Source organism: Bacillus sp. UMB0728 (assembly GCF_002858875.1).
Taxonomy (GTDB): domain Bacteria; phylum Bacillota; class Bacilli; order Bacillales; family Cytobacillaceae; genus Bacillus_AB; species Bacillus_AB infantis.
Map to the genome: position 1 here is coordinate 764,236 of NZ_PKLA01000001.1, position 20,722 is coordinate 784,957.

Consider the following 20,722-nt stretch of genomic DNA (forward strand, 5'->3'; position numbering starts at 1 on the left):
TCCTTATTTCTTAAGCTTTGTTTCTGCAATCACTGTACCCGCCATCACCAGAACAAAAATAACAACAAGACCAGGGATAAGCAGCAGCTTTGAATTTTTTTCCTCATTTACAAATGTATATTCTCCACTTCTGTCAGCTCTTGCATATGTCCCGCTCCCTGCTTCCACTGCAATCGATTCTTCGGTACTGACTCCTTTTATCGAGAAGTATTTGCTTCCTTTCCGGAACTTATTGGAAAAATTACCGCTCAAAGGCTCCATATCAGAATAAGCTGTCACTTGCCCGATTTCTGACTCAATTTCACTTTTTTCTATATATTCTTCCTGTACTGTATACTGATAGCCTTCCCACACAACAAAGCTGCTCGCCCATTTGGTCGCCCCAGCAATGCCTGGATATACTGCAATCAAAAGAAATAGAAGGCTTGACGAAAAGAACAATCTTCGGATTCTCACTTTTCTTCTCCTGACCCGGCATCTCGATTTCTGCTGAGTATACCCAGATACTCCACCCAAGGTCCGACATCCTCACGATATCTTTCTGCCATAACCCTTGTAATCTGTGAAAGATGGGTAAGATCATGCACTGCCCAGGTGGAAATCAGTTCCCTAGCCTTCACGGTTCCCAATGCCGGATGCTTTCCTGCAGCTTCGAGCATGTCTTCATTCCCCATTAGTTCCCTCAGAAGAGAAAGGTTTTCAGCTCTCATCTCTTTAAATTCTTTAAGCTTCCGGGCGACAGTCTGTTCCTCCTTTTCCAAGTGGGAAAAACGGTCAAAAGGAGGAAATGGCTCTTCTTCCCCTTTTTCCAGCATAAACCTAAGGCGAGGCACCCAGTTATGCTTTTCTCCCTCTATCAGGTGATCGACCACTTCGACAGGATTCCAGGTTCCTTCCCCTTCATTGGCCCCAAGCCATCCTGGAGACAGCCCTTCCAAAAAAAGTTCCAAGACCCGCGGTGTCCGCTCCAGCACTTCCATTGCTTCAATCAGCTTAAAATTCATTCCTCAACTCCCCCTTCTGTTTATAATCTCTAATATTCTATTCCATGCATTTATCAATTACCTGCTGTACATAAATTTCAGGAAAATAACAGTCTTGGATTTGCTCCGTCACTTGTACTATAGTAAGTGCAGACCGAAGGAGTGATAAATATGTTCATTAAACTGACGAAAGAACAGCAGCAAACCATGATTTCCGATATACAGGAGTTTTTCCTGCAGGAGCGTGACGAAGATTTATCAGAATTTGCGGCTGAAAGGGTGCTCGATTTTATAAAACAGACACTTGCCCCTCATTTTTATAATAGTGCCGTTTCAGATGCCAAAACCGTTGTGGAACAGCAATTTGCTTCAATGGAAGAAGAAATCCTGACGCTGCAGCGCCCGATAAAAAGATAAGATGGAATGGCCTGGAAATAATCCGGGCTTTCTTTATTTAATGGATTCCAATAGCTCCACGTCCACATTTTCAGTATTGTCAGGATCACTATTATGTTCATAAATCTCCAGATTCCAGCAGTCTTTGGCCCTTTCATATCCCTCTGCTTCCATCCACCTGTGCAATATTTCATAGCTTTGTCGGATATCGGTGTTCGGCCCATGATGATGGATGGCAGCATACCCTTGTGGCCGGACAGTCAGACTCGTCATTCCTTCTGGTACCGGATTGTTTCGGTCCGTTTCAACCCCGATCCAATAACCATCTTCATGCTCTGAAGCAGCTTCTGCTACAAATGCCCCAATCTGCCGTCCGCCATCCTTGACACCTTGGATTTCGGAGACCCGCTCCAGAAGCCTTTTAGCTGCCTTGGGTATTTCTTCTATGTATTGGCTCCCCTCACAAAGTACGCGAAAGCCGATAAGATGAACCTCCGCCATCTCAACTATCCTTTTTTTATGTTTCAAATTCGCCTGCATTCTGCCAGCTCCTTCCTTTTAACATCTTATTTCGACAAGGAAAGCAGGCATTCCCCCCAATTCACTAAAATTTGGGCATAAAAAAATGAGCTGAAGCCAGCTCATCTTTGATTAAAATTCCTCATAATTGGCCGGATCCTGGTCATGCAGCCTGCCGCCAGGGTGGCTTAATCTTGAAATGGATGCCATATCCTGCCCGTCCAGTACAAAGTCAAATATAGAAATATTCTCTTTTTGTCTTTCAGCAGAAGATGATTTAGGAATGGAAACAGCTCCCAGCTGATAATGCCAGCGGAGAACCACCTGGGCAATGGATTTCCCATGTTTTTCAGCAATCTTCTGGATTTCTTCATTTCCGAGAAGATCGCTGCCGCGGCCAAGCGGGCTCCAAGACTCTGTCAGAATATTGTTCTTTTCATGATAGGCACGCTGTTCTTCCTGGTTGAAATAAGGATGCAATTCGACCTGGTTTATGCTCGGTTTAACTCCTGTCTCCTTCTCCAGCCTGTCCAGATGCTCCGGCAGGAAATTACAGACACCGATTGAACGGACATACCCTTTTTTCTTTGCTTCTATTAATGTTTGCCAGGCTTCAACATACAATTCTTTTTTAGGATTTGGCCAGTGGATCAAATAAATATCATAATAATCCAGGCCTGCTCTGAAAAGGGATTCTTCAATCGCAATCATCCCTTTTGCAGATTCATGATAGCGTCCTGGGAGCTTTGAAGTGATGAGCAAATCCTCCCTCGAAACAGAGCTTCTTTTTACAGCTTCTCCGACTGTACCCTCATTTTCATAATTATAGGCAGAATCCAGCAGGCGGTATCCTCCCTCATCAATCGCATTACGGATCGACTCGGCACCGGCACTCCCCTTTAATTGATATGTACCCAGCCCGATCACGGGAATGGACAATCCATCATTAAGCTTTACTTCAGGTATCCCATTAACCATCTTTCCACACTCCTTTTTCTGTCATACTATTACCTTACCATACTTTGGATGTTTTACCATGCTGCGGGGTTTGGACTTTGCTGTTCATTGTTTCAGAAACTACTATTCTCTCTTTTCCCTGAAACTGCTGTCCCAGCTTACACTACTAGAACCATTATTTTCTCTCTATCTTGAATAGTGGTTCCAGTTCACTCCTCTAGAACCACTATTCTCTCTTCTTCCTGAAATAGCGGTTCCAGCTATCGCCTCTGGAACCATTATTCTCTTTTCTTCCTGAAATAGTGGTTCCAGTTCACTCCTCTAGAACCACTATTCTCTCTTCTTCCTGAAATAGCGGTTCCAGCTATCGCCTCTGGAACCATTATTCTCTTTTCTTCCTGAAATAGTGGTTCCAGCTCTCTCCTCTGGAACCATTATTCTCTTTTCTTCCTGAAATAGTGGTTCCAGCTCTCTCCTCTGGAACCACTATTATCTCTTCTTCCTGAAATAGTGGTTCCAGCTCTCTCCTCTAGAACCACTATTCTCTCTTCTTCCTGAAATAGTGGTTCCAGCTCTCTCCTCTGGAACCACTATTCTCTCTTCTTCCTGAAATAGTGGTTCCAGTTCACTCCTCTGCAACCACTATTCTCTCTTCCTCATGAAATAATAGTTCCAGCTTTTCTCAAAACAAAAAACCTCCTGCGAAGGAGGTCTTTCAATCTATCAAAGGCTTTCTTTCGCCTGCGTTACACCGCCGCTTCGAATGGCAGCAACAAAGAATCCGATCACTGCACCCACTGCAGCCGGCATAATCCATCCAAGTCCGACTTCATATAATGGAAGTATTACGCTGAATACCTCTTCAACCGGTCCAAAGCTTAGGCCGGCAGCCTTCAATCCGTCGAATAAGCTGACGATGAAAGTGAGCAGCATGCTTACCTGGTAGACTTCCTTTTTTCCTTTGAATAGAGGATGCAGGAAAGTAAGGAACATCAGGCAGATGGCTAAAGGATAGATTCCTGTAAGAACAGGGACGGAAATGCTGATCAGCTGGCTAAGTCCAATATTGGAGAATACAGCGCTGAATACAGACAGTATGACAACAAAAACTGGGTACGAAACAGAAGGGAACACTTTATGGAAATAAGATGAACAAGCCGTCACTAGTCCGATGCTCGTTGTCAGGCATGCCCCAAGAACAATGATGCTTAAAAGCAGTGCGCCGAATGAACCAAAGTAATATTCTGATGCACCGGACAGTACAGCTCCGCCATTATCAAGCCTGCCGAGCTCACCGACGCTCGATGCGCCAATATAAGACAGCGAGGTATAGATAATAGCAAGAAGTGCTGCCGCAATAAGGCCAGCTTTAGCTATTGAAATCATGATTTCTTTTCTTGATGCAGCCCCTCTTTCTTTTACTGCATCCACAACAATGATCCCAAATACAAATGCGGCAAGTGCATCCATTGTCAGATAGCCTTCCTGGAATCCTTTAAAAAAGGTGTTGGCTAAATAATTTTCACCTGGTGATTGAAAAGAACCCATAGGATTGAAAAAAGCGGCAATGATCAAAATGCCCACTACAATCAGCAGGATCGGCGTCAGGTATTTACCGACAATATCAACGATTTTTGAAGATTTTAAAGAAAAGAAGCCTGTAACTGCAAAAAACAGTACAGAAAAGATAATGAGTCCAATCGTGCTGTTACCAGTTAAAAACGGCTTTACGCCCATTTCAAATGAAACGGTTGCTGTCCGGGGAATGGCAAACAATGGCCCGATGGACAGATATAATAGCATCGTAAATACCGCGCTGAATGCTGGATGCACCCTTCCTGCCAGCGAATGAAGATCGCTTTTGCCGGAAAAGCCAAGCGCCAATATCCCTAATAGCGGCAGCCCTACCCCAGTTACTATAAAGCCTGCATTGGCTGACCAGATACTGGTTCCTGCAGACTGTCCGAGCATCGCAGGGAAAATAAGATTACCTGCCCCAAAGAAAAGTGCAAACAACATAAAGCCTACTGCGACTACATAAGAAAACGGTATTTTAGATCCCATCAAATTCTCCTTTATGCTAAAGATTCTCGCTGCTCAGTTTTTTCTCAACTTGCAAATTTCTGAAAATGATAAAAGCAGTTTAGTTTAATAGTTACGTAATATATTGCATAACTCAAGATAACACACGATTCGACCGTATGCAATATATTGCATAAAGAAAATTGTCGAATTATGCAATATATTGAATTTTTCTTTCTAATTCTTTATACTAATTGTATAATCCAGTAAAAATTTATAGAAACCTATGAAAATACTAGAGGTGAAGATAGATGCCCATCCCTGCCAATTTTGCTTCTCCTGCACGCGTATCGGCCAAAGACCGCGCTTTCCTGCAAATCCAGGAATGGATCATTGACGGCACCTTAAAGCCGCAGGAAAAATTGAACGATGCCGACCTTGCCAAAGCGCTCGGCGTCAGCCGCACACCGATCAGGGAAGCGCTGCAGCTGCTCAGCGTCCAGGGATTCGTAGAAATGTTCCCAGGCGTCGGCACCCAGGTCACTACCGTCAATCCGGAAGATATCACAAAGATTCTTCCGCCGCTTGGATCCCTGCAGGCGCTTGCTGCAGAGCTTGCAGCACCATCCATGGACAGCGCGACGATTGAGAAATTAAGGTCCATCAACCGTTCCTTTGCGGATTCCCTCTTAAGGGGCGATACCTTTTCAGCACTGAAACAAGATGAACAATTGCACAATCTTATTATTGAAAAAGCGGACAATCCTTACATCACCAGCTATGTATCTTCCCTGCAGGCCCATGTAATGAGGCTTTATTATAATAAAACAATCATTTTGAAGCCCCGCTCAATTGATGAGCATGAGGAAATCATCAAAGCTTTTGAAGAAAAAAATACCCATAAAGCTTCGGATGTAGCACGAACCAATTGGCTGAGGGCCATTGATGAGTATTACGGGGAAAATTAATATTTGTAGAGGAAATGGCAGCTGCCCATTTCCTTTTTTTATTCTGCATCGGCACCCAGTTGTGCTCTCCTCACCAGCCTTGTGCCAACATAAGCAATAAAAGCAATGCCAAGATCAATCAAAAACAAGTAAAACAAGTTCATTCCCTTATTCAGCTCGACCATGCCGAGCGCCTTCTCTATGGAAGCAAACACAAAAGAATACATTGCACTGAGAATAACGGTATACAGGATAAAACTTTTTCCATTCCTCGTGCAATACTGATAAATCAGCATAAATCCTGCAGGCAGCACTGACATCGTTACATTAAAAGCATGCGGGAAAATCGGCAACATATAGTATGTATGAACGAGCAAGGTATAATTACCGAGCACAATGTCTGTATATGTCCAAAGCGCGTGGACAATAAATCCAAAAAAGAACACCTCAAAGATCCTCATGCGGTCGACTGTAAAATACAATAAAACAAGCGGCAGCACCAGAAGGACTGCTACAGCCCAGAACTGCCATGAACCAGGACCGGAATAGTTCTTCCAATAAGAATCAACCAAGGAAGTCATCTCTTCACTCAGCTGAAAAATTTTATCCCAATACTCGTTATAGCTCATCTGCAGCACTCCATGACATGAATTTCTAGCCCTATCTTTAGAGCTTTTCCTCTTATTGTCCGTAGAATTATCTATAATATACATATAATTTCCATGAATCAGTATCAGCAAGAAAGGCAAGCCAGCTCAATACATCATCTTAATAATTTTTCCCATTATCGGCAGATCGCCTCCATTAATAAAGAGCATAAATAAAGACACCCATTTTCTTTCTGGGTGTCTTAAGAGAGCCATCATTCCGTTTACCAGCGGGCAGTCAGCATCTTTCTTCTGGTATAAAACTCGACTCCGTCAGAGCCGTTGGCATGAAGGTCTCCATAGAAAGAATTTTTCCAGCCGGAGAAAGGGAAAAAGGCCATAGGTGCAGGTACGCCGATATTGACGCCGAGCATTCCAACTTCAATGTTTTCTCTGAAATAGCGGACATTCGTTCCGCTGTCGGTGAACAGGCAGGCTCCATTGCCAAAATCCGATAGATTTGTCAGCTCAATCGCTTCCTCAAGGCTCTTAACCCTGACGATGGAGAGAACGGGAGCAAAGATTTCTTCTTTCCAAATCTTCATGGATGGATCAACGTGATCAAAGATGGTCGGTCCGATAAAATACCCATTTTCATGGTGAGCTTCATCCTTCCGCCCATCACGTATAAGGACTGCTCCTTCTTTTTCGCCGATTTCAATGTAGCTTTTTGTCCGTTCTTTATTTTCCTGGCGGATGACAGGGCCTAAGAAAATATCTTCATCCAACCCATTTCCCATTGTCAGGCTGTCTGCCTCCTCCTGCAGCTTTGCCACGAGTTCGTCAGCTATGGAGTCTACGGCCACCACAACAGAGCAGGCCATACACCTTTCCCCTGCTGACCCATATGCAGCACCAATAATTTCTTTAACAGCCACTTCAAGGTCCGCATCCGGCATCACAATCGAATGATTCTTTGCACCGGCCAGAGCCTGGACCCGCTTCCCCTTCGCAGAAGCGGATTTATATATATACTCGGCAACAGGCTGGGAGCCTACAAATGAAATGGCCGGTACATCCTGGTGGTCAATAAGGCTGTTTACGACTTCATGGGCGCCATGAACAATATTGAAAACGCCGCCCGGGAGGCCCGCTTCGGTAAATAACTCTGCCAGCCGGTTTGCGAGTATCGGAGTCCTTTCAGAAGGCTTCAGCACAAACGTGTTTCCGCATGCAATTGCCAGCGGGAACATCCAGCAAGGGACCATCATCGGAAAGTTGAAAGGCGTGATGCCGCCGATGACGCCTACAGGATAGCGGTACATGCCGGATTCAATATTTGTCGCAATATCTGGCAGCTGCTTGCCCATCATAAGAGATGGGGCTCCAGCAGCAAACTCCACACATTCGATACCCCGCTGAACCTCTCCATACGCTTCTTTATAGTTTTTCCCGTTTTCCTGTGTGATCAGTTTTGCAAGTTCGTCCCAATTGTCTATTAAAAGCTGCTGATATTTAAATAGAATTCTTGCTCTTTTAGGGACAGGCGTCTTGCTCCATGTTTTATAGGCTTCCCTGGCTGCCTGTACGGCATCCTCCACATCTTCCTTGGTGGAAATCGGTGTGCGCGCCAGTTCCTCGCCGGTAGCAGGGTTGGGGACAGCTTCAAACCTTTTTGTTTTTGCATCCACCCACTCGCCATTGATAAAGTTTCTTAAAACATTTAGGGATGTCATTGCCATTAAAAAGCTCCTCTCAACGTTAGTGACATTCTGCCTTTACACCTTCTCAGTTTCAATGGAAAAATCATAGTCATAGCAAATATGATAGAGTTCCTCCAGTTCCAGCTGGCTGGGCACTTGGGGATTATTAGCCGGGCTGCCGCTGTCAATAGCGTCTGCTGCCATTTTCCCAACGGCCTGCTTGAAGGCTTCCCCGTCGATCCCCCACTCTTTTAGGTTGGGTATATTTAATTTTCTGCATAACTCTTTTACAGATTGAACAGCTACTTCAGCTGCCTCCCCATTGGCACCCTTATTAATATCAGGCCTAAAGATTCTGCCTATATCAGCAAGACGTTCAACGCAAGCTCCTTGTGTGAATTCCAATACAGCAGGCAAAAGCATGGCATTTGAGATGCCATGCGGCACATGGAATAAGGCGCCGATCGGTCGGCTCATCCCATGTACAAGGCAGACTGAAGCATTTGAGAATGCCATTCCCGCCTGAAGTGAGCCAAGACTCATCCTCTCTCGTGCATCTAGATTTCCGCCATCATTGTAAGCGGTTAAAATATTTTCCGCAATGAGCTTCATGGCTGAGATGGCCATGTGTCTGTCATGGGATGTGCTTTTTTAGATAAGTATCCCTTCAATGCTATGGCTTAGAGCATCAATTCCTGTAGCCGCGGTGATATTCTTTGGCGAAGATACTGTCAGCAGGGGATCCACAATCGCAGCATCCGGCAAAAAAGCGGGCTGCTTGATCATCATTTTAACATTGTTGGATGTATTGGTGATTACGGTTACATCTGTTGCCTCTGAACCTGTACCGGCTGTAGTTGGAATAGCAATATGAGGGACAGGTGTTTGAAGAGCCAGTTTCTTTCCTCCCATATAATCGCCGATAAAGCCGCCATTTGCAGCAAGGACTGCAATTGCTTTTGCGGTATCGATACAGCTGCCGCCCCCGATGGATATCACCAGGTCGCACTGCTCACTTTTAAAAAGATTCAATGCTTCTGACACATATTTATCGGTGGGTTCAGATGCAATACCCAGATAGACTGCGCTTTGAACACCTGCATCATTAAGCAAAGCTCTGCCTTCGGTCACATATCCAAGCTGATCCATTATTTTATCACTAATGATCAATGCCTTCTTCCCTTTAAGAGCCGCTTGCGATCCTAAATTTTCAAAGGAGCCCCTCCCGTAAAAAATGGACTCTGGCACCCGGAATACCGCTGATTTTTTCACTTTTACACCCCTTTTTTCATAGACAGCCTTAATTCCATCCCAGGCACTATTTTACAAATAATAGCTCCTCATTCAGCTTATCCTGGCTCTTTAGGTGAAAGGGCTGGAATAAAACAGGCGTCAGAATAGTTAAATTATTCAAATTATATCATTAAAATAAGAATTTCCGTGAGATATTATTCAAAAATTTCCCTCCTGAAAACAAAAGAAAACAAACCCACAAACCTAAGTTTCCCTATTGAAAATTGAAGGTATAATCTCTCAAAGAGCGGGTAAACAATGAAGGATAATTATTTTAATTTAGCTTTGAATGGAGGATTTTTTTATGACTGTCAAACTTGCAATCGTCTATTACAGCTCAACCGGAACAAATTATCAGATGGCTCAGTGGGCTGCTGAGGGCGCAAAGGAAGCCGGCGCTGAAGCCACAATCTACAAAGTTCAGGAGCTTGCTCCAGAAAGCGTGATTGAAGGTGTGCCTGCATGGAAAGCCCATTTGGAAGACACAAAGGATGTTCCTGTAGTGACGCCTGATGATATCGCTGAAGCGGATGCCATTATCTTCAGTACACCTACCCGTTTCGGGAATATGGCAGCCCAGATGAAGCAGTTCCTCGATACAACCGGCGGCATCTGGGGCTCGGGAAAAACAGTTAATAAGGTTGTCAGCGGCATGACTTCTGCCCAAAACCCCCATGGCGGGCAGGAGGCAACCATCCTTTCACTCTATACAACCATGTACCATTGGGGTGCGATTGTCGTAACACCAGGATATTCAGATCAGTCTTTATTCCCTGCTGGCGGCAATCCTTATGGAGCAAGCGTCACTGTCGACCAAAACAATGAAATAGTTGGCGATAAGGATGCTTATAAGAGCGCGATCAAATATCAGGCAAAACGTGTTATCGGGATTGCTGAATCCGTGAAGAATGGTGCAGGGCAGCAGTAAAGCAAAAAAGCAATCAGCTCGCCGGCTGGTTGCTTTTTTTGTGTAGATCTAATGGTTGGCTGTGCTGAATTTGTGTGAACCAGGAAGACAGCCTTGAACCTGCATCAAACAGGGATCTTCTGATTAGTAAGTTTCACGCTTTCCATAATCCGTGATCCTCTCCCATTCCTGTCCAAACAGGTCTTTCTCTGTATCAAGCTTTAATGAAAGTTCAGCCGCAGCCTCCTCCAGAAATTCCCGGCAAAAATAATAGCTTTTATGCCGGATGAGCTTTCCTTCTTCAATTTCCACTGTGGCAATGTCCCATAAAACAGGGCCTGAACCGGCATCCCTGGTATAGATGACTGTATACCGTCCCCATAAGACAGCAAGCATTGCGGAAAGACCAGCTGTATTGCCGCCCCAGTCACCCATAGAGTTCTTCCGTATCTGTGTTTTCCCGATATCCATGCCTTGTCCGACCACTTCATTTGTCGCATATTCACCAAGAAGCTGGCCGATAGACTGGAAATCGCCCCTCACAAAATAGTCCATATACTGTTGGATGACTTGTTTTTTTTCATCTGTCAGCAATGCCTCTTGGAACGGAAGGTTTGGCACAGCTCTCTGCCTTTTGAGATTAGCTCTTGCCCGGCTTAGCAAGGATTGGACACCTCCTTCTGTTGAACCGATGATTTCAGCGGTTTCCCGGATGGTGAAACGGTATACCTCTGCTAAAAGAATGGCCGCTGCCTGCTTTGCCGGCAATTGATGAATCAGTATCTCAACACTTTCAAGCACTTCTGAATAAGACACGATATCGCCATCCGGAATTCTTTCCAGCTCCATACCAAGCAGCTCAGGCGATTTTTTCCTGAAATGGTCCATCCAAGTATTCGTCGCAATCCGGAACAGGTAGCTTTTTGCATTCATTGCCTGCCCGACCCTTGTTAAAGAAGAAAATGCCTTTAACAGTGAGTCCTGCAGCAAATCTTCCGCGTCCCACGGTGATCCCGTCAGCTTCCGGCAATAATGCCACAGCTGATCCCTGTATGGCTGTACGATGTATTCAAATGAAGATGCAAGCTCCTCCATATCTTTACTGATGGAAGACAAATCATTATGGTTCTTCACAAAAATCCCCCTTTTTTATCTATTTAATCTGTAAGACGGGATTCAATTGTAAAAACATACGGGCGCCATAAAATTTAATTTATTTTTTTAGCGGAATGAGATAACTGAACGTCCGGCTTTCCGGGGATTCATATTTTTCCATTTTAATACCCTCTGCCTTGAATCCAAACCTCTGAATCTGCCTCATAAAGTGGAAGCAGGTGAAAGGATCATACACATTGCATTCCACGGCAGCAAATAAACTTGGGCCAGTCCGCTCAGTATACATGTCTCTATAACAGCCAATTTCTTTGCAGGGCTGGTTTTGTAAAAGGCAGCCCACTTCACCGGTTATTGTATCTCCCTTTGATTCTAAAGTTCTTACATATACCCCAGGCTTTGTTTCAATCCTTAACATCTTCATTCTTTCGCTTATTTCAGACATCTCATTCTGAAAGGGATGGAAGGTTCTTGGGACAGTGCGCCGGAACCAGATGAAGGAGCTGTCCCCCTCCCATTTAACGAGGTGCAGATGCCGCTCTTCAGCATCCATGGAGTTCAAGTACTGCTTAGCGATATTCATGGACGCAAGCTTTTCCTCTAATTCCCGCTTCCATCCGGATATCCAATTCATCTTCTCTTCTTCTTCACCCTGCAAATAGGATTGTATTTCTTCTATTTTTATATCAGCCTGCCGGAGAGAATGGATGACCATTGCCTTGTGTATCTGTTCTTCTGTATAAATACGATAGCCTTTTTCGCTGCGGCCTGCTGGCTCAATCAATTTTTTCCGGTCATAAAAACGGAGAGTACTCGGAGCAAGCCCAGTCCGCTCAGCAAACTTCTGTATATTCATTTCCAATGAAGTACCTGCTCTCTTTTATGAGGGATATGACCAGACATTGATCATGTTCCCATCAGGGTCAAAGAAGTGGAACCCGCCCCACCCCGTTGCTGGATTGCCCGCAATTTCAGATGGGCTCAAACCCTTATTCGACAGTAGCTCATATGTGTGATAAAACTCATCTGGCCTTAGATCAAAATAATTCCTCACTGAAGGGTTCCCTTTTTCAAAAACAGCGCCGGCAGCCATTTCCAGCCATACACTATCATGGAATACTTGTTTATGCTGAATCCAATCGTAGGCATCTTCCAGCTGCATATGAGCAAACTCGCTGCCAAAGCGTTTGGCCAGTTTAAATCCTAAGTGCTCCTCATACCAGGAAATTGCATCATCAAGATTTCTCACGGCAATTCTTGCATTAACAGGACCGAATCCTGTAATTCTCGCATCCGGAAAATGACCTGCTTCATCGGGATTATACACAGCTGTGATTCTCGCCTTTTCATAGGCAATTATATCAAAACTCTTGAGTCCTCCAGGAAGCTCAGCTATCGGAGTTGCTTCAATCCCCTCTTTTTTAAAATAAGAAAGGGACCTCTCAATATCCAATATTTCAAAACATAGCCTCAATTGACCTTCAATGCCGCACCCCTTTTGAAAGTGCTCATAATTCCCTTCAAAAGATTTCAGTGTGACAACCCCCAGTCTTGGCATCTTCATAAAGGCTTTTTTGCCGACCGGCGAAATCACCTTATCCAGGCAGCTCCAGCCAAAATGCTTTGTGTACCATTCCACCCCTTCCTCGAATCCATCCCATGAAACCATGATAAAGCCGCCATCCCAACGAAATGTCACTATGCAGTCCTCCTCCATTAAAATACGGTAAGTTCTTCCATACCTAATACTAAAGCTTAAAGTTAGTTTAAGGTCAAACATAATTTTTAAAAATCTTAAAATGTTTGTTTGCTATTTTAAAATTCTTGCATTAGAATACAAATAGTAATCATTACGTTTTACCATGCTGCGCAGCTATTTTTTTGTCGGTTAAATCGTAATGATTTCTACTTACATTACATAATAGGTTTAAAGAATAGGAGATAAAACGATGAAAATGAAAAAATGGAAAAATGTCCTGCTCGGAACTATGCTTGTCTCCTCTGCTTTCCTGGCAGCCTGTTCAAGTGCAGATAATGAAGGCAAGTCCGGTGAGGAAAATACCGGAGAAAAACTTCAAGTTTTCACCACAATTTTCCCTCTTGAGGATTTTGCAAAAAAAATCGGCGGGGATGAAGTTGTAATTGAGAGCATTTATCCGCCGAATATTGATGCCCATTCTTATGAGCCGGATATTAAAACGATGACAAATATAGCAGACGCCGACCTGTTCATCTATACAGGAGCCGGTGTTGAAGGATTTGCAGAAAAAGCTGAAAAAACACTGCAAGGCGAAAAAGTGAAAATTATTAAAGCGGCTGAGGGAATCGAACTTTTAAAAACGGCGGATAAGCACAGTCATAATGAAGAAGAACACTCTCATGATGAGGAAGACCATAAGCACTCTGAAGAGGGCCACTCCCATGAAGGAGAAGAACACAACCACTCTGAAGAGGGCCATTCCCATGAAGGAGAAGACCATGAGAAATCTGAAGAGGGCCGATCCCATGAAGGAGAAGACCATGAGCATTCTGAAGAGGGCCATTCCCATGAAGGAGAAGACCATGACCACTCTGAAGAGGGCCACTCCCATGATGACGGGCACCACCACGGCGATCATGACCCTCACGTTTGGCTTGATCCATTAAAGGCTATAACACTAGCGGAAAATATAAAGAACAGTATGACTGAATTAAAACCTGAAGCAAAAGAACAGTTTGAGGATAACTTTAAGGTTCTGAAAGAACAGCTTACTTCATTGGATGCTGAGTTTAAACAAACGATAGCAGAAAGCAATACAAAATATATTCTTGTATCCCATGCGGCTTATGGCTACTGGCAGGAGAGGTATGGTCTTGAACAAATCGCGATCGCAGGCCTATCCCCTACACAGGAGCCCAGCCAGCAGCAGCTTGCAAAGATTATAGAAGAATCCCGGGAGCATGAACTGAATTATATCCTGTTTGAACAGAATGTTGAATCCCGTGTTGCAAAAGTCATTCAGGATGAAATCGGTGCCGAAAGCTTGACTCTTCATAATCTTGAAGCGGTCACCGAGGAAGATATTAAAAATAATGAAGGCTATTTCTCTATAATGGAGCGCAATTTAGAAACGCTTGAAACGGTTTTGAACTAACAGACAATCCTCTTGATTACAGTATTATTCTCCCGGCATCACTGTTAAAGGTCCCCTCCCTTTTAGGAGCGGGGACTTTTTTTTCTTTCCAGCCGATTGTTGTTTCGCTTTTCCATCCACAAAAAAACATTCGTGATAATCTTTGCTGCCAAGAGGACAATTAAATATCCTCCAAACAAATGAAGATAATGAGTATTTCCATACATTCGAAAGAGGCCAATTGCAATTAAGAATGGCTTGAAGACAAATGCTAAAAATACTGCTGTGAGGATGGTATACACATAATAGTTCTTTCGTTTGTTCAAAGTCCACTGATAGACAAGCATAAAAATGACAGGTATTAAGCTCGAATCAATGGATATTCCAGGAGTCACCGGAATCAGCGGAAACGGGTAATTCCAAAAACCGCTGTTTTTACCGTACCAGTCTGTATAATTGAAAAACACATGGATACTGTAACCGTAAAAACCAAGCAGAAAAATCTTGCTTCGATCTATTTTGAAATAAAGCACAATTAGCGGAACAAAGAAAAATGCCGCCATCAGCCAGTACTCAAAGGATGTATACAGCGAATAATCCATCCAGTACGAATTGAGGGCATCCTGCCCTTTTTCATTCATCTCTACAATATTATCGAATTCTTCGACCCTTTTCTTCTCCATCACAAATCATCCTTATGAATGCTTACTAAATATTTTTAAATTGCTGTTACAAAATTAATTAATCTGTTCACCATAACTATAATATCAATCAATATTTTCAAAAATATTCCTCGAGCAGTTTGCCATCCAGTAATTAAAACTTATGGGGGCACCCTGTTAAGCAGTGCCCTCTTATGGCAGAAAAAAAGCCATGCATCCGTAAAAGTCAGATGACATGTTTAAATGCTTTTAATTAGAGAAAAATTAGAGAGTACACATAAAAAGTCAAAGTTCTTTATACAGCAAGGAGGAATATTCATGAGCAGCAATAGAGCAGCTATCATAACAGGTGCAGGAAGCGGAATAGGACAATCCACTGCCGTTCGTTTAGCAAAAGAAGGTGTCGATATAGCAGTTGTCGATATTAGTGAAAAAGGCGGAAATGAAACAGTCGAGATGGTTAAAGGGCTGGGTGCTAATGCTATCTTTATTAAAGCAGATGTCTCCAGGAAAGAAGAAGTAAAGAATTATGTAGACAAGACCCTTGAAGAATTCGACAGGATAGATTATTTCTTTAATAATGCCGGTATTTCCGGAAGCGGACAATTTTTTCTTAACACAAGCGTAGAGGAAATTGAGCAAATTGTTGGCATCAATTTAATGGGAGCACTGTATGGAGTGCGCTATGTTGCCGAAGCGATGCTAAGGAACGGCGGAGGTTCAATCGTTAATACAGCTTCAAGTGCAGGTGTGATCGGGCAAGATTCTGTTGTAACATATTCGGCTACCAAGCATGGAATTGTCGGCCTTACGAAGAGTATGGTCGCAGAGTATGCAAAAGACGGTTTGAGAGTGAATGCCATTGCTCCAGGACCCACGGAAACTCCCATGGTGAAAGAATTTTACGCTGCAAATCCGGAAATGAAGGCGAATGCCACCGGCGGCATACCGCAAAAAAGATTAGGAACACCAGAAGAAGTTGCAGAGCTAGTTGTTTTCTTATTAACTTCAAGAGCAGAATATATCAATGGTGAAGTGATCCGTATTGATGGAGGTTTTACAAACACTAAATAGCATATGGACTATTAGAAAGATGCAAAATAAGCAGAGGAATACCCTCTGCTTATTTATTTTTTCCAAGTGCCAATACACCCTCCAACTATTACCAGAACCTTTCGATACTGCCGGTCAGCTTCCCCTGCACTTCAGTCTCTTTCCAAATTGCAGGTGGTTTGCCCCTGAGAATATCATTAACATAGTGCATTAAAACTGCCGGCGCAAATGCCTTAATGAGAGCCACAGCTCCTAATTGGTACACAAAAAGACCGGCTGCCCCTTGGAGCATCCGGTCCTTCCACTGTCGCAACGTTTATCGGCAACCATCTTCCTGATTAACAAGTCCGACTATATCCTTAATAGTATAATCTTTCAAATATACTCCAAGATGCTCTTCTGCACCGATGAAAATGCTGAAGAGAACTTTTTGCATGTTGGCTCCTACAATGCACTGCTCATTTGATTCCGGACATTTTGGCTGCAATGCGCCCTCAGAGGTTATCTTATAGATGTCCCATAAGCTGACCTCATCCAGCTCCCTTGCAAAAATAAATCCGCCTCCGGTGCCTTCCTTGGACTTGATGAAGCCATTCCTTTTTAACAGGCTCAATACTTTGCGGATCCGTACAGGATGGACCCCGGCGCTCTTGGAGATTGCCTCGCTTGTAGACATCCGGTCCAGCTGCAGTGCAAGATAGGCTAAGCTGTGAATGGCTAGTGTAAAGTCGCTGTTCATGGATAGCCTCCTAACTAAGCAGTGTTCCCGGCCCTGCTGCTCTTTTATATTTCAGCAGATCAGTTGGCCATATGCTGCAATTGCATGAATGAGAATGTGCGCAGTTTCCGCGGAAGGAAACTCCTGATTTCTTCATCATTATATCCCACCTGAAGCCTTTTTTCATCCATGATGATCGGCCTTCTCAGCATCTGGGGATTGTCAGCAATCAACTGGTACAGCTCTTTAAGAGGAAGAGAATCGATCTCCATATCCAGCTGCTGATAAGCTTTTGATTTAGTTGAAATGATTTCTTCAGTCCCGTTTTCCGTCATGCGCAGAATGGATTTAATTTCTTCAACTGTAAGCGGCTCGTTAATGATGTTTCTCTCAGTATACTCAATATTATGCTCTTCAAGCCACGCCTTTGCTTTGCGGCAGGATGTACAGCTGGATGATACATATAGATTGACCATTACTCATGCACTCCTTTAAAGAAGATTTATTGTTATAAGGTGATTTTTTAGTTTATCTATATTGAAGTGTAAAATAAAATGTTACAGTTAAAACAAAAAAATAAGTAAAGATATCAGATTCCTTACTGTAATTTTAATATTTACAGTTGAAAAAGTCAACCTGTTTCTTGCTTTTGGAGCTGGTTCTTGAATTATCTTTCCCAGCCCCAGACAACTTTCTGAACGCCGCACAAAAGCATTATACTGCCTTCTTGAAATATTACTCTTTAGCCAAAGCTTCATGATCGGCAGCTGCAGGAGGCTCTTTATTTTTAACTTTTTTGCAAAAATTATTAATCTGATTATAAAGGGAGGGCAGGTTCATATTTTGATGCTGCCATTCATGCAAATAGGCCAAATCCCATGATTCGGCCCCGCTCACTTTTAAACTTTATCCCCTGACAAGAGTGCATCCAGTTTTTTCAGCTGGGAAGAGAATCCCTCTGCCGCCCCCATATCAATGATCTGCCTGATAGCTGCTTTGGAAGGAAATTCAGTGACGGACACATACTTCGTTTTCCCCTCTTCTTCACTAAAGGTTGCCGTTATTAATGTTTGAGGCAAAGATTCATTTATATTCCCTTCTTCATCTGAGAATGCATCCGTATGGACAATTTTCTCTGGCGCATCAATTTCCTTATAGACAGCAAGACCCCACGACTCCATCCCATAAAACTCGCCCTGGCTTTTGTCCTTGCAGGTCATAGCATAATGCCACGTCCCGCCAGGTTCAAATTCGAATTTCTTATTCTTCGTTTCCCAGCCCTCTGGACCCCACCAGCTTTCCAGCAGTTTGGAATCTGAGAATGCTTTGAATACTGCCTCCCTCGGCGCATCAAAACTCCACTCCATTACAAGGTTATTGCCCTCTTCCCTCATAACCAGCTTTCCGTTCATTTCTTCGACCTCCCTAATCGAATGTTCCCCGCTGCCTTTTACTTCTGTCCCTTTTTTATATTCAACAGGCAGGAAACAATTCCTTTCTGGCAGGCTTCAATACATTTCGACATTATACTGTCAGAGTGGCACCTGCACATTAATCGCAATACTGCATAGTTTATTGGAAAAATATACCCAGGGAGAAATGAACATGACTGCTTATCTGGATTATACTTCTCCGTCACTTGCGTATGCTTTTGATGTAAATAAAAGCCCCCTTACAAAAAAAGACAGGCGGAACTTTATCAATATTCTTGGGATTGCCCAGCTGAATACCCTTGAAAATGTTTCCCTGCTTGATATTTTTCTAAGCACCGGCAATGCTGTAGAACCCCATTACCACCAGAACGCTGCAGAATTGGTCTATTGCATATCCGGATCTGCCACTGTTTCCCTGCTGAATCCTTTTACAAAAAATATACAAAATTATACGATCGGCCCAGGACAGGTTGCCAATGTTCCTCATGGCTGGTGGCATTATGAAGTAGCCCTGCAGGATAACACGCATCTTCTAGCCATTTTTAATGCTTCGACACCTGAAGTCATATTAGGTTCTGATATACTGAAATTTACACCTGCCAATATTATGGCAAACACCTACTGTATAGATGAAAACCAATGGAAAGACACGATTGCACAAGTGCAGCCTACAGCCTATATCGGACCTGTCAATAGCTGCAGCAAATCCAAAAAAATTCGCAAACAACGAATTCCTTATGGGCCACATTTTTCAACTTCCCAGCCATCCGCTCATAGCAGAGCAGGATACTGGCCTGTATATCCAAGGTGATTGCTTTCATGCTTCAAAGGAGTAATAAATACATCCATTGGTATTAAATGCGTACCTAAACAAAGTTTTATAAATAAAAAATGCCGCTTTCATCAATAAAAAGCGGCGGACAGCTTGGACAAGTTAAGATTATTATTCCTCATAGTTGGTTCTCTGCTTTATGCCTTTGCTGTACTTCTTCCCGCCTCCAGCAATATAGAATACAGTGACCATGATGCAGGAAAAAGTATAGATTCTCTCGTCTTCTATGGGTACAAGCTCAGTAAGAAACAGCCATACTGCAAAAGGGACAATGATTGCCAATGCCCCGGCTGCCACCGGGCCCAATCTGGCGAAAAGATTTTCGCGTATTTTAAAAGGCGGCTCTATTGCGAACAATAGAAAGCCAAGAGCCAATGGAATGATTATAAACATCTGATTTTCCTTTCCATATTTCCAGATATCCGGCCCCTTTTTAGTAATCCGGATACGAAGGACCTTTTCTCTTATTGGCTGAGAGGATCAAAACTCCGGCGGATATAAGAAGGCCTGGAATAATTAATGCGGGCAGACTCAAAACACCAATAACAATAAAAATGATCCCTGCAGCTTTCGGATTCTTCTTTAGAGTTAAAATGCCTGCCAGGTTAAGGAACAGCATAAGGAGCCAAAAAACGAGAAATAGAATAAGCACTGCCTCGACAAAATTCATAGTCCCGCCCGCTATCTCCCGGGCTGCAGCAGTTCCATCCTGCCCTGCCATTTCCCGCCGGAACCTTGGATCGCTGCTGATCAGTTCAGTTAAAATATTTGCCGTAAATCCCCTCGATGCGAGGAAATAGAAAAGTCCTGCGGTAAAGTTTATCAAGACCATAACTCCAAAAGAAATAAATCCCAGCAGTTTAGGCACCCTGTAGGTTTCTTTTGCCAACTTTTTTCTTTCCCTGCTCATTCTGTAATATCTTTTCTGCTTTCTTGGAACTTCGGTCTATCCTCTCTTAGATTATAAATTCACATAAGGAATCATTTTCTTAAATAAGCGGGCCTTTATAAGGAATTTTAGGCATATTGATAAAGTCATATGCGGCAATCTCATCTGCCCTAGTCAGGTAAGCATGCAGGCTTTCCACCAGCATTAAATTCGGAATGCTCGCTTCTTTTTCTTTTATCAGTATTATCGGCTTTTGCATTGCATACGCATAGCCCAGTTCAAAGGCAGTTCCGCTGTCCACAGAGTTTTCTTCATAGTCGTGAATGGCAACTACCACGTCAGCACGCCGCAAAAACCTTAAATCATTTTGGAAAACAGTCTTCCTCCAGGGATCAGATGCAAAAGTCAGCTGCGGGAACTGATAAAATCTCGCCGAGAAGAAATCAGCCACATAAGGATTCTTCTTCAGCGCATTCTCCAGCCTCCCGATTCTTTCCAGCTGCTCCTCATTAAAAAAGGGGCTGGCGATAAAAACCCTTACCGTCCTGAAAAACTGATTTTTTTCCATCGTTATTCCTCCGCATTTTTTGTATAT

The 20,722-nt window shown here is 43.4% G+C and carries 24 protein-coding genes and 1 pseudogene; 6 read left to right on the plus strand and 19 right to left on the minus strand.

Translation table 11 applies throughout. The annotated features are described in order from the left end of the window. Nucleotides 1-3: 3 nt before the first annotated feature. Together CYJ37_RS03870 and CYJ37_RS03875 are read right to left on the minus strand one after the other, a co-directional pair. A complete protein-coding gene (locus CYJ37_RS03870; RefSeq protein ID WP_101547967.1) occupies nt 4-456 on the minus strand; it encodes a hypothetical protein in 453 nt (150 codons plus the stop codon). Further along, nucleotides 453-1,004, minus strand: a complete 552-nt coding sequence (locus CYJ37_RS03875) for a DinB family protein (RefSeq protein WP_101547970.1) — start codon at nt 1,002-1,004, stop codon at nt 453-455. The genes CYJ37_RS03870 and CYJ37_RS03875 overlap by 4 nt, the downstream gene beginning before the upstream one ends. Nucleotides 1,005-1,154: 150 nt before the next feature. Here CYJ37_RS03875 and CYJ37_RS03880 point away from each other — a divergent pair, with 150 nt between their 5' ends. After that, nucleotides 1,155-1,400, plus strand: a complete 246-nt coding sequence (locus tag CYJ37_RS03880; protein WP_101547972.1) for a DUF2164 domain-containing protein — start codon at nt 1,155-1,157, stop codon at nt 1,398-1,400. A 33-nt stretch (nt 1,401-1,433) separates the two neighbouring features. On the opposite strand, the gene CYJ37_RS03885 is transcribed toward CYJ37_RS03880, so the two are convergent. From CYJ37_RS03885 to brnQ, 4 genes are all read right to left on the minus strand, one after another. After that, nucleotides 1,434-1,919, minus strand: a complete 486-nt coding sequence (locus CYJ37_RS03885; RefSeq protein WP_101547974.1) for a GyrI-like domain-containing protein — start codon at nt 1,917-1,919, stop codon at nt 1,434-1,436. Between the two features lie 111 nt (nt 1,920-2,030). Next, complete coding sequence (locus CYJ37_RS03890) at nt 2,031-2,876, minus strand: aldo/keto reductase (RefSeq protein ID WP_101547976.1); 846 nt, start codon at nt 2,874-2,876, stop codon at nt 2,031-2,033. A 468-nt stretch (nt 2,877-3,344) separates the two neighbouring features. Beyond that, nucleotides 3,345-3,494: a hypothetical protein gene (locus tag CYJ37_RS27030; protein WP_180827238.1), complete on the minus strand. Its 150-nt coding sequence runs from the start codon at nt 3,492-3,494 to the stop codon at nt 3,345-3,347. Between the two features lie 84 nt (nt 3,495-3,578). After that, complete coding sequence (gene brnQ, locus CYJ37_RS03895; RefSeq protein ID WP_101547978.1) at nt 3,579-4,919, minus strand: branched-chain amino acid transport system II carrier protein; 1,341 nt, start codon at nt 4,917-4,919, stop codon at nt 3,579-3,581. A gap of 269 nt (nt 4,920-5,188) precedes the next feature. On the opposite strand from brnQ, the gene CYJ37_RS03900 reads away from it, so the two are divergent. Next, a complete protein-coding gene (locus tag CYJ37_RS03900; protein WP_101547980.1) occupies nt 5,189-5,845 on the plus strand; it encodes a GntR family transcriptional regulator in 657 nt (218 codons plus the stop codon). A 38-nt stretch (nt 5,846-5,883) separates the two neighbouring features. Here the strand turns inward: CYJ37_RS03900 and CYJ37_RS03905 are convergent, their stop codons facing one another. The 3 genes and pseudogenes from CYJ37_RS03905 to CYJ37_RS03915 all read right to left on the minus strand — a co-directional run bounded on the left by CYJ37_RS03905 (nt 5,884) and on the right by CYJ37_RS03915 (nt 9,386). Further along, the gene (locus CYJ37_RS03905; RefSeq protein ID WP_101547981.1) at nt 5,884-6,453 is read right to left on the minus strand and encodes a hypothetical protein; all 570 of its coding nucleotides are present in this window, start codon (nt 6,451-6,453) and stop codon (nt 5,884-5,886) included. Nucleotides 6,454-6,695: 242 nt separating this feature from the next. Continuing rightward, nucleotides 6,696-8,153 carry a CoA-acylating methylmalonate-semialdehyde dehydrogenase gene (locus CYJ37_RS03910; protein WP_101547982.1) on the minus strand — a complete coding sequence of 486 codons (1,458 nt, stop codon included), beginning with the start codon at nt 8,151-8,153 and terminating at the stop codon, nt 6,696-6,698. Nucleotides 8,154-8,189: 36 nt separating this feature from the next. After that, nucleotides 8,190-9,386: pseudogene (locus tag CYJ37_RS03915) on the minus strand (iron-containing alcohol dehydrogenase). 325 nt (nt 9,387-9,711) lie between these two features. On the opposite strand from CYJ37_RS03915, the gene wrbA reads away from it, so the two are divergent. Continuing rightward, complete coding sequence (gene wrbA / locus CYJ37_RS03920) at nt 9,712-10,335, plus strand: NAD(P)H:quinone oxidoreductase type IV (protein WP_101547984.1); 624 nt, start codon at nt 9,712-9,714, stop codon at nt 10,333-10,335. Between the two features lie 123 nt (nt 10,336-10,458). Here wrbA and CYJ37_RS03925 read toward each other — a convergent pair whose 3' ends face one another. The 3 genes from CYJ37_RS03925 to CYJ37_RS03935 form a co-directional block, all read right to left on the minus strand. Continuing rightward, the gene (locus CYJ37_RS03925; RefSeq protein ID WP_101547985.1) at nt 10,459-11,448 is read right to left on the minus strand and encodes an RNA polymerase sigma factor; all 990 of its coding nucleotides are present in this window, start codon (nt 11,446-11,448) and stop codon (nt 10,459-10,461) included. A 79-nt stretch (nt 11,449-11,527) separates the two neighbouring features. Further along, a complete protein-coding gene (locus CYJ37_RS03930; protein WP_101548423.1) occupies nt 11,528-12,283 on the minus strand; it encodes a MerR family transcriptional regulator in 756 nt (251 codons plus the stop codon). 24 nt (nt 12,284-12,307) lie between these two features. Next, entirely contained in the window at nt 12,308-13,126 is an 819-nt protein-coding gene (locus tag CYJ37_RS03935; RefSeq protein ID WP_101547986.1) for a VOC family protein, read from the minus strand. Between the two features lie 250 nt (nt 13,127-13,376). Here CYJ37_RS03935 and CYJ37_RS03940 point away from each other — a divergent pair, with 250 nt between their 5' ends. Next, nucleotides 13,377-14,561, plus strand: coding sequence for a metal ABC transporter solute-binding protein, Zn/Mn family (locus CYJ37_RS03940; protein WP_101547988.1), 1,185 nt, complete (start codon nt 13,377-13,379; stop codon nt 14,559-14,561). 62 nt (nt 14,562-14,623) lie between these two features. Here the strand turns inward: CYJ37_RS03940 and CYJ37_RS03945 are convergent, their stop codons facing one another. Then, entirely contained in the window at nt 14,624-15,223 is a 600-nt protein-coding gene (locus CYJ37_RS03945) for a hypothetical protein (protein ID WP_101547989.1), read from the minus strand. A gap of 297 nt (nt 15,224-15,520) precedes the next feature. Between CYJ37_RS03945 and CYJ37_RS03950 the strand changes: the two genes are divergently transcribed. Then, on the plus strand, nt 15,521-16,276 hold the full coding sequence (locus tag CYJ37_RS03950; protein WP_101547990.1) for an SDR family NAD(P)-dependent oxidoreductase: 756 nt from the start codon (nt 15,521-15,523) through the stop codon (nt 16,274-16,276). A gap of 295 nt (nt 16,277-16,571) precedes the next feature. Here CYJ37_RS03950 and CYJ37_RS03960 read toward each other — a convergent pair whose 3' ends face one another. From CYJ37_RS03960 to CYJ37_RS03970, 3 genes are all read right to left on the minus strand, one after another. After that, a complete protein-coding gene (locus tag CYJ37_RS03960; protein WP_101547994.1) occupies nt 16,572-16,994 on the minus strand; it encodes an RrF2 family transcriptional regulator in 423 nt (140 codons plus the stop codon). A 59-nt stretch (nt 16,995-17,053) separates the two neighbouring features. Next, nucleotides 17,054-17,449, minus strand: a complete 396-nt coding sequence (gene spxA / locus CYJ37_RS03965; protein WP_101547995.1) for a transcriptional regulator SpxA — start codon at nt 17,447-17,449, stop codon at nt 17,054-17,056. Between the two features lie 423 nt (nt 17,450-17,872). Continuing rightward, nucleotides 17,873-18,385: an SRPBCC domain-containing protein gene (locus CYJ37_RS03970; protein WP_101548000.1), complete on the minus strand. Its 513-nt coding sequence runs from the start codon at nt 18,383-18,385 to the stop codon at nt 17,873-17,875. 193 nt (nt 18,386-18,578) lie between these two features. Between CYJ37_RS03970 and CYJ37_RS03975 the strand changes: the two genes are divergently transcribed. Continuing rightward, nucleotides 18,579-19,217, plus strand: coding sequence for a cupin domain-containing protein (locus CYJ37_RS03975; protein WP_101548001.1), 639 nt, complete (start codon nt 18,579-18,581; stop codon nt 19,215-19,217). A 132-nt stretch (nt 19,218-19,349) separates the two neighbouring features. Here the strand turns inward: CYJ37_RS03975 and CYJ37_RS03980 are convergent, their stop codons facing one another. The 3 genes from CYJ37_RS03980 to CYJ37_RS03990 form a co-directional block, all read right to left on the minus strand. Then, the gene (locus CYJ37_RS03980; RefSeq protein WP_101548002.1) at nt 19,350-19,631 is read right to left on the minus strand and encodes a hypothetical protein; all 282 of its coding nucleotides are present in this window, start codon (nt 19,629-19,631) and stop codon (nt 19,350-19,352) included. Nucleotides 19,632-19,671: 40 nt separating this feature from the next. Continuing rightward, nucleotides 19,672-20,148: a DUF4064 domain-containing protein gene (locus CYJ37_RS03985; protein ID WP_101548003.1), complete on the minus strand. Its 477-nt coding sequence runs from the start codon at nt 20,146-20,148 to the stop codon at nt 19,672-19,674. A 79-nt stretch (nt 20,149-20,227) separates the two neighbouring features. Continuing rightward, the gene (locus CYJ37_RS03990) at nt 20,228-20,695 is read right to left on the minus strand and encodes a nucleoside 2-deoxyribosyltransferase (RefSeq protein WP_101548005.1); all 468 of its coding nucleotides are present in this window, start codon (nt 20,693-20,695) and stop codon (nt 20,228-20,230) included. Nucleotides 20,696-20,722 lie beyond the last annotated feature (27 nt).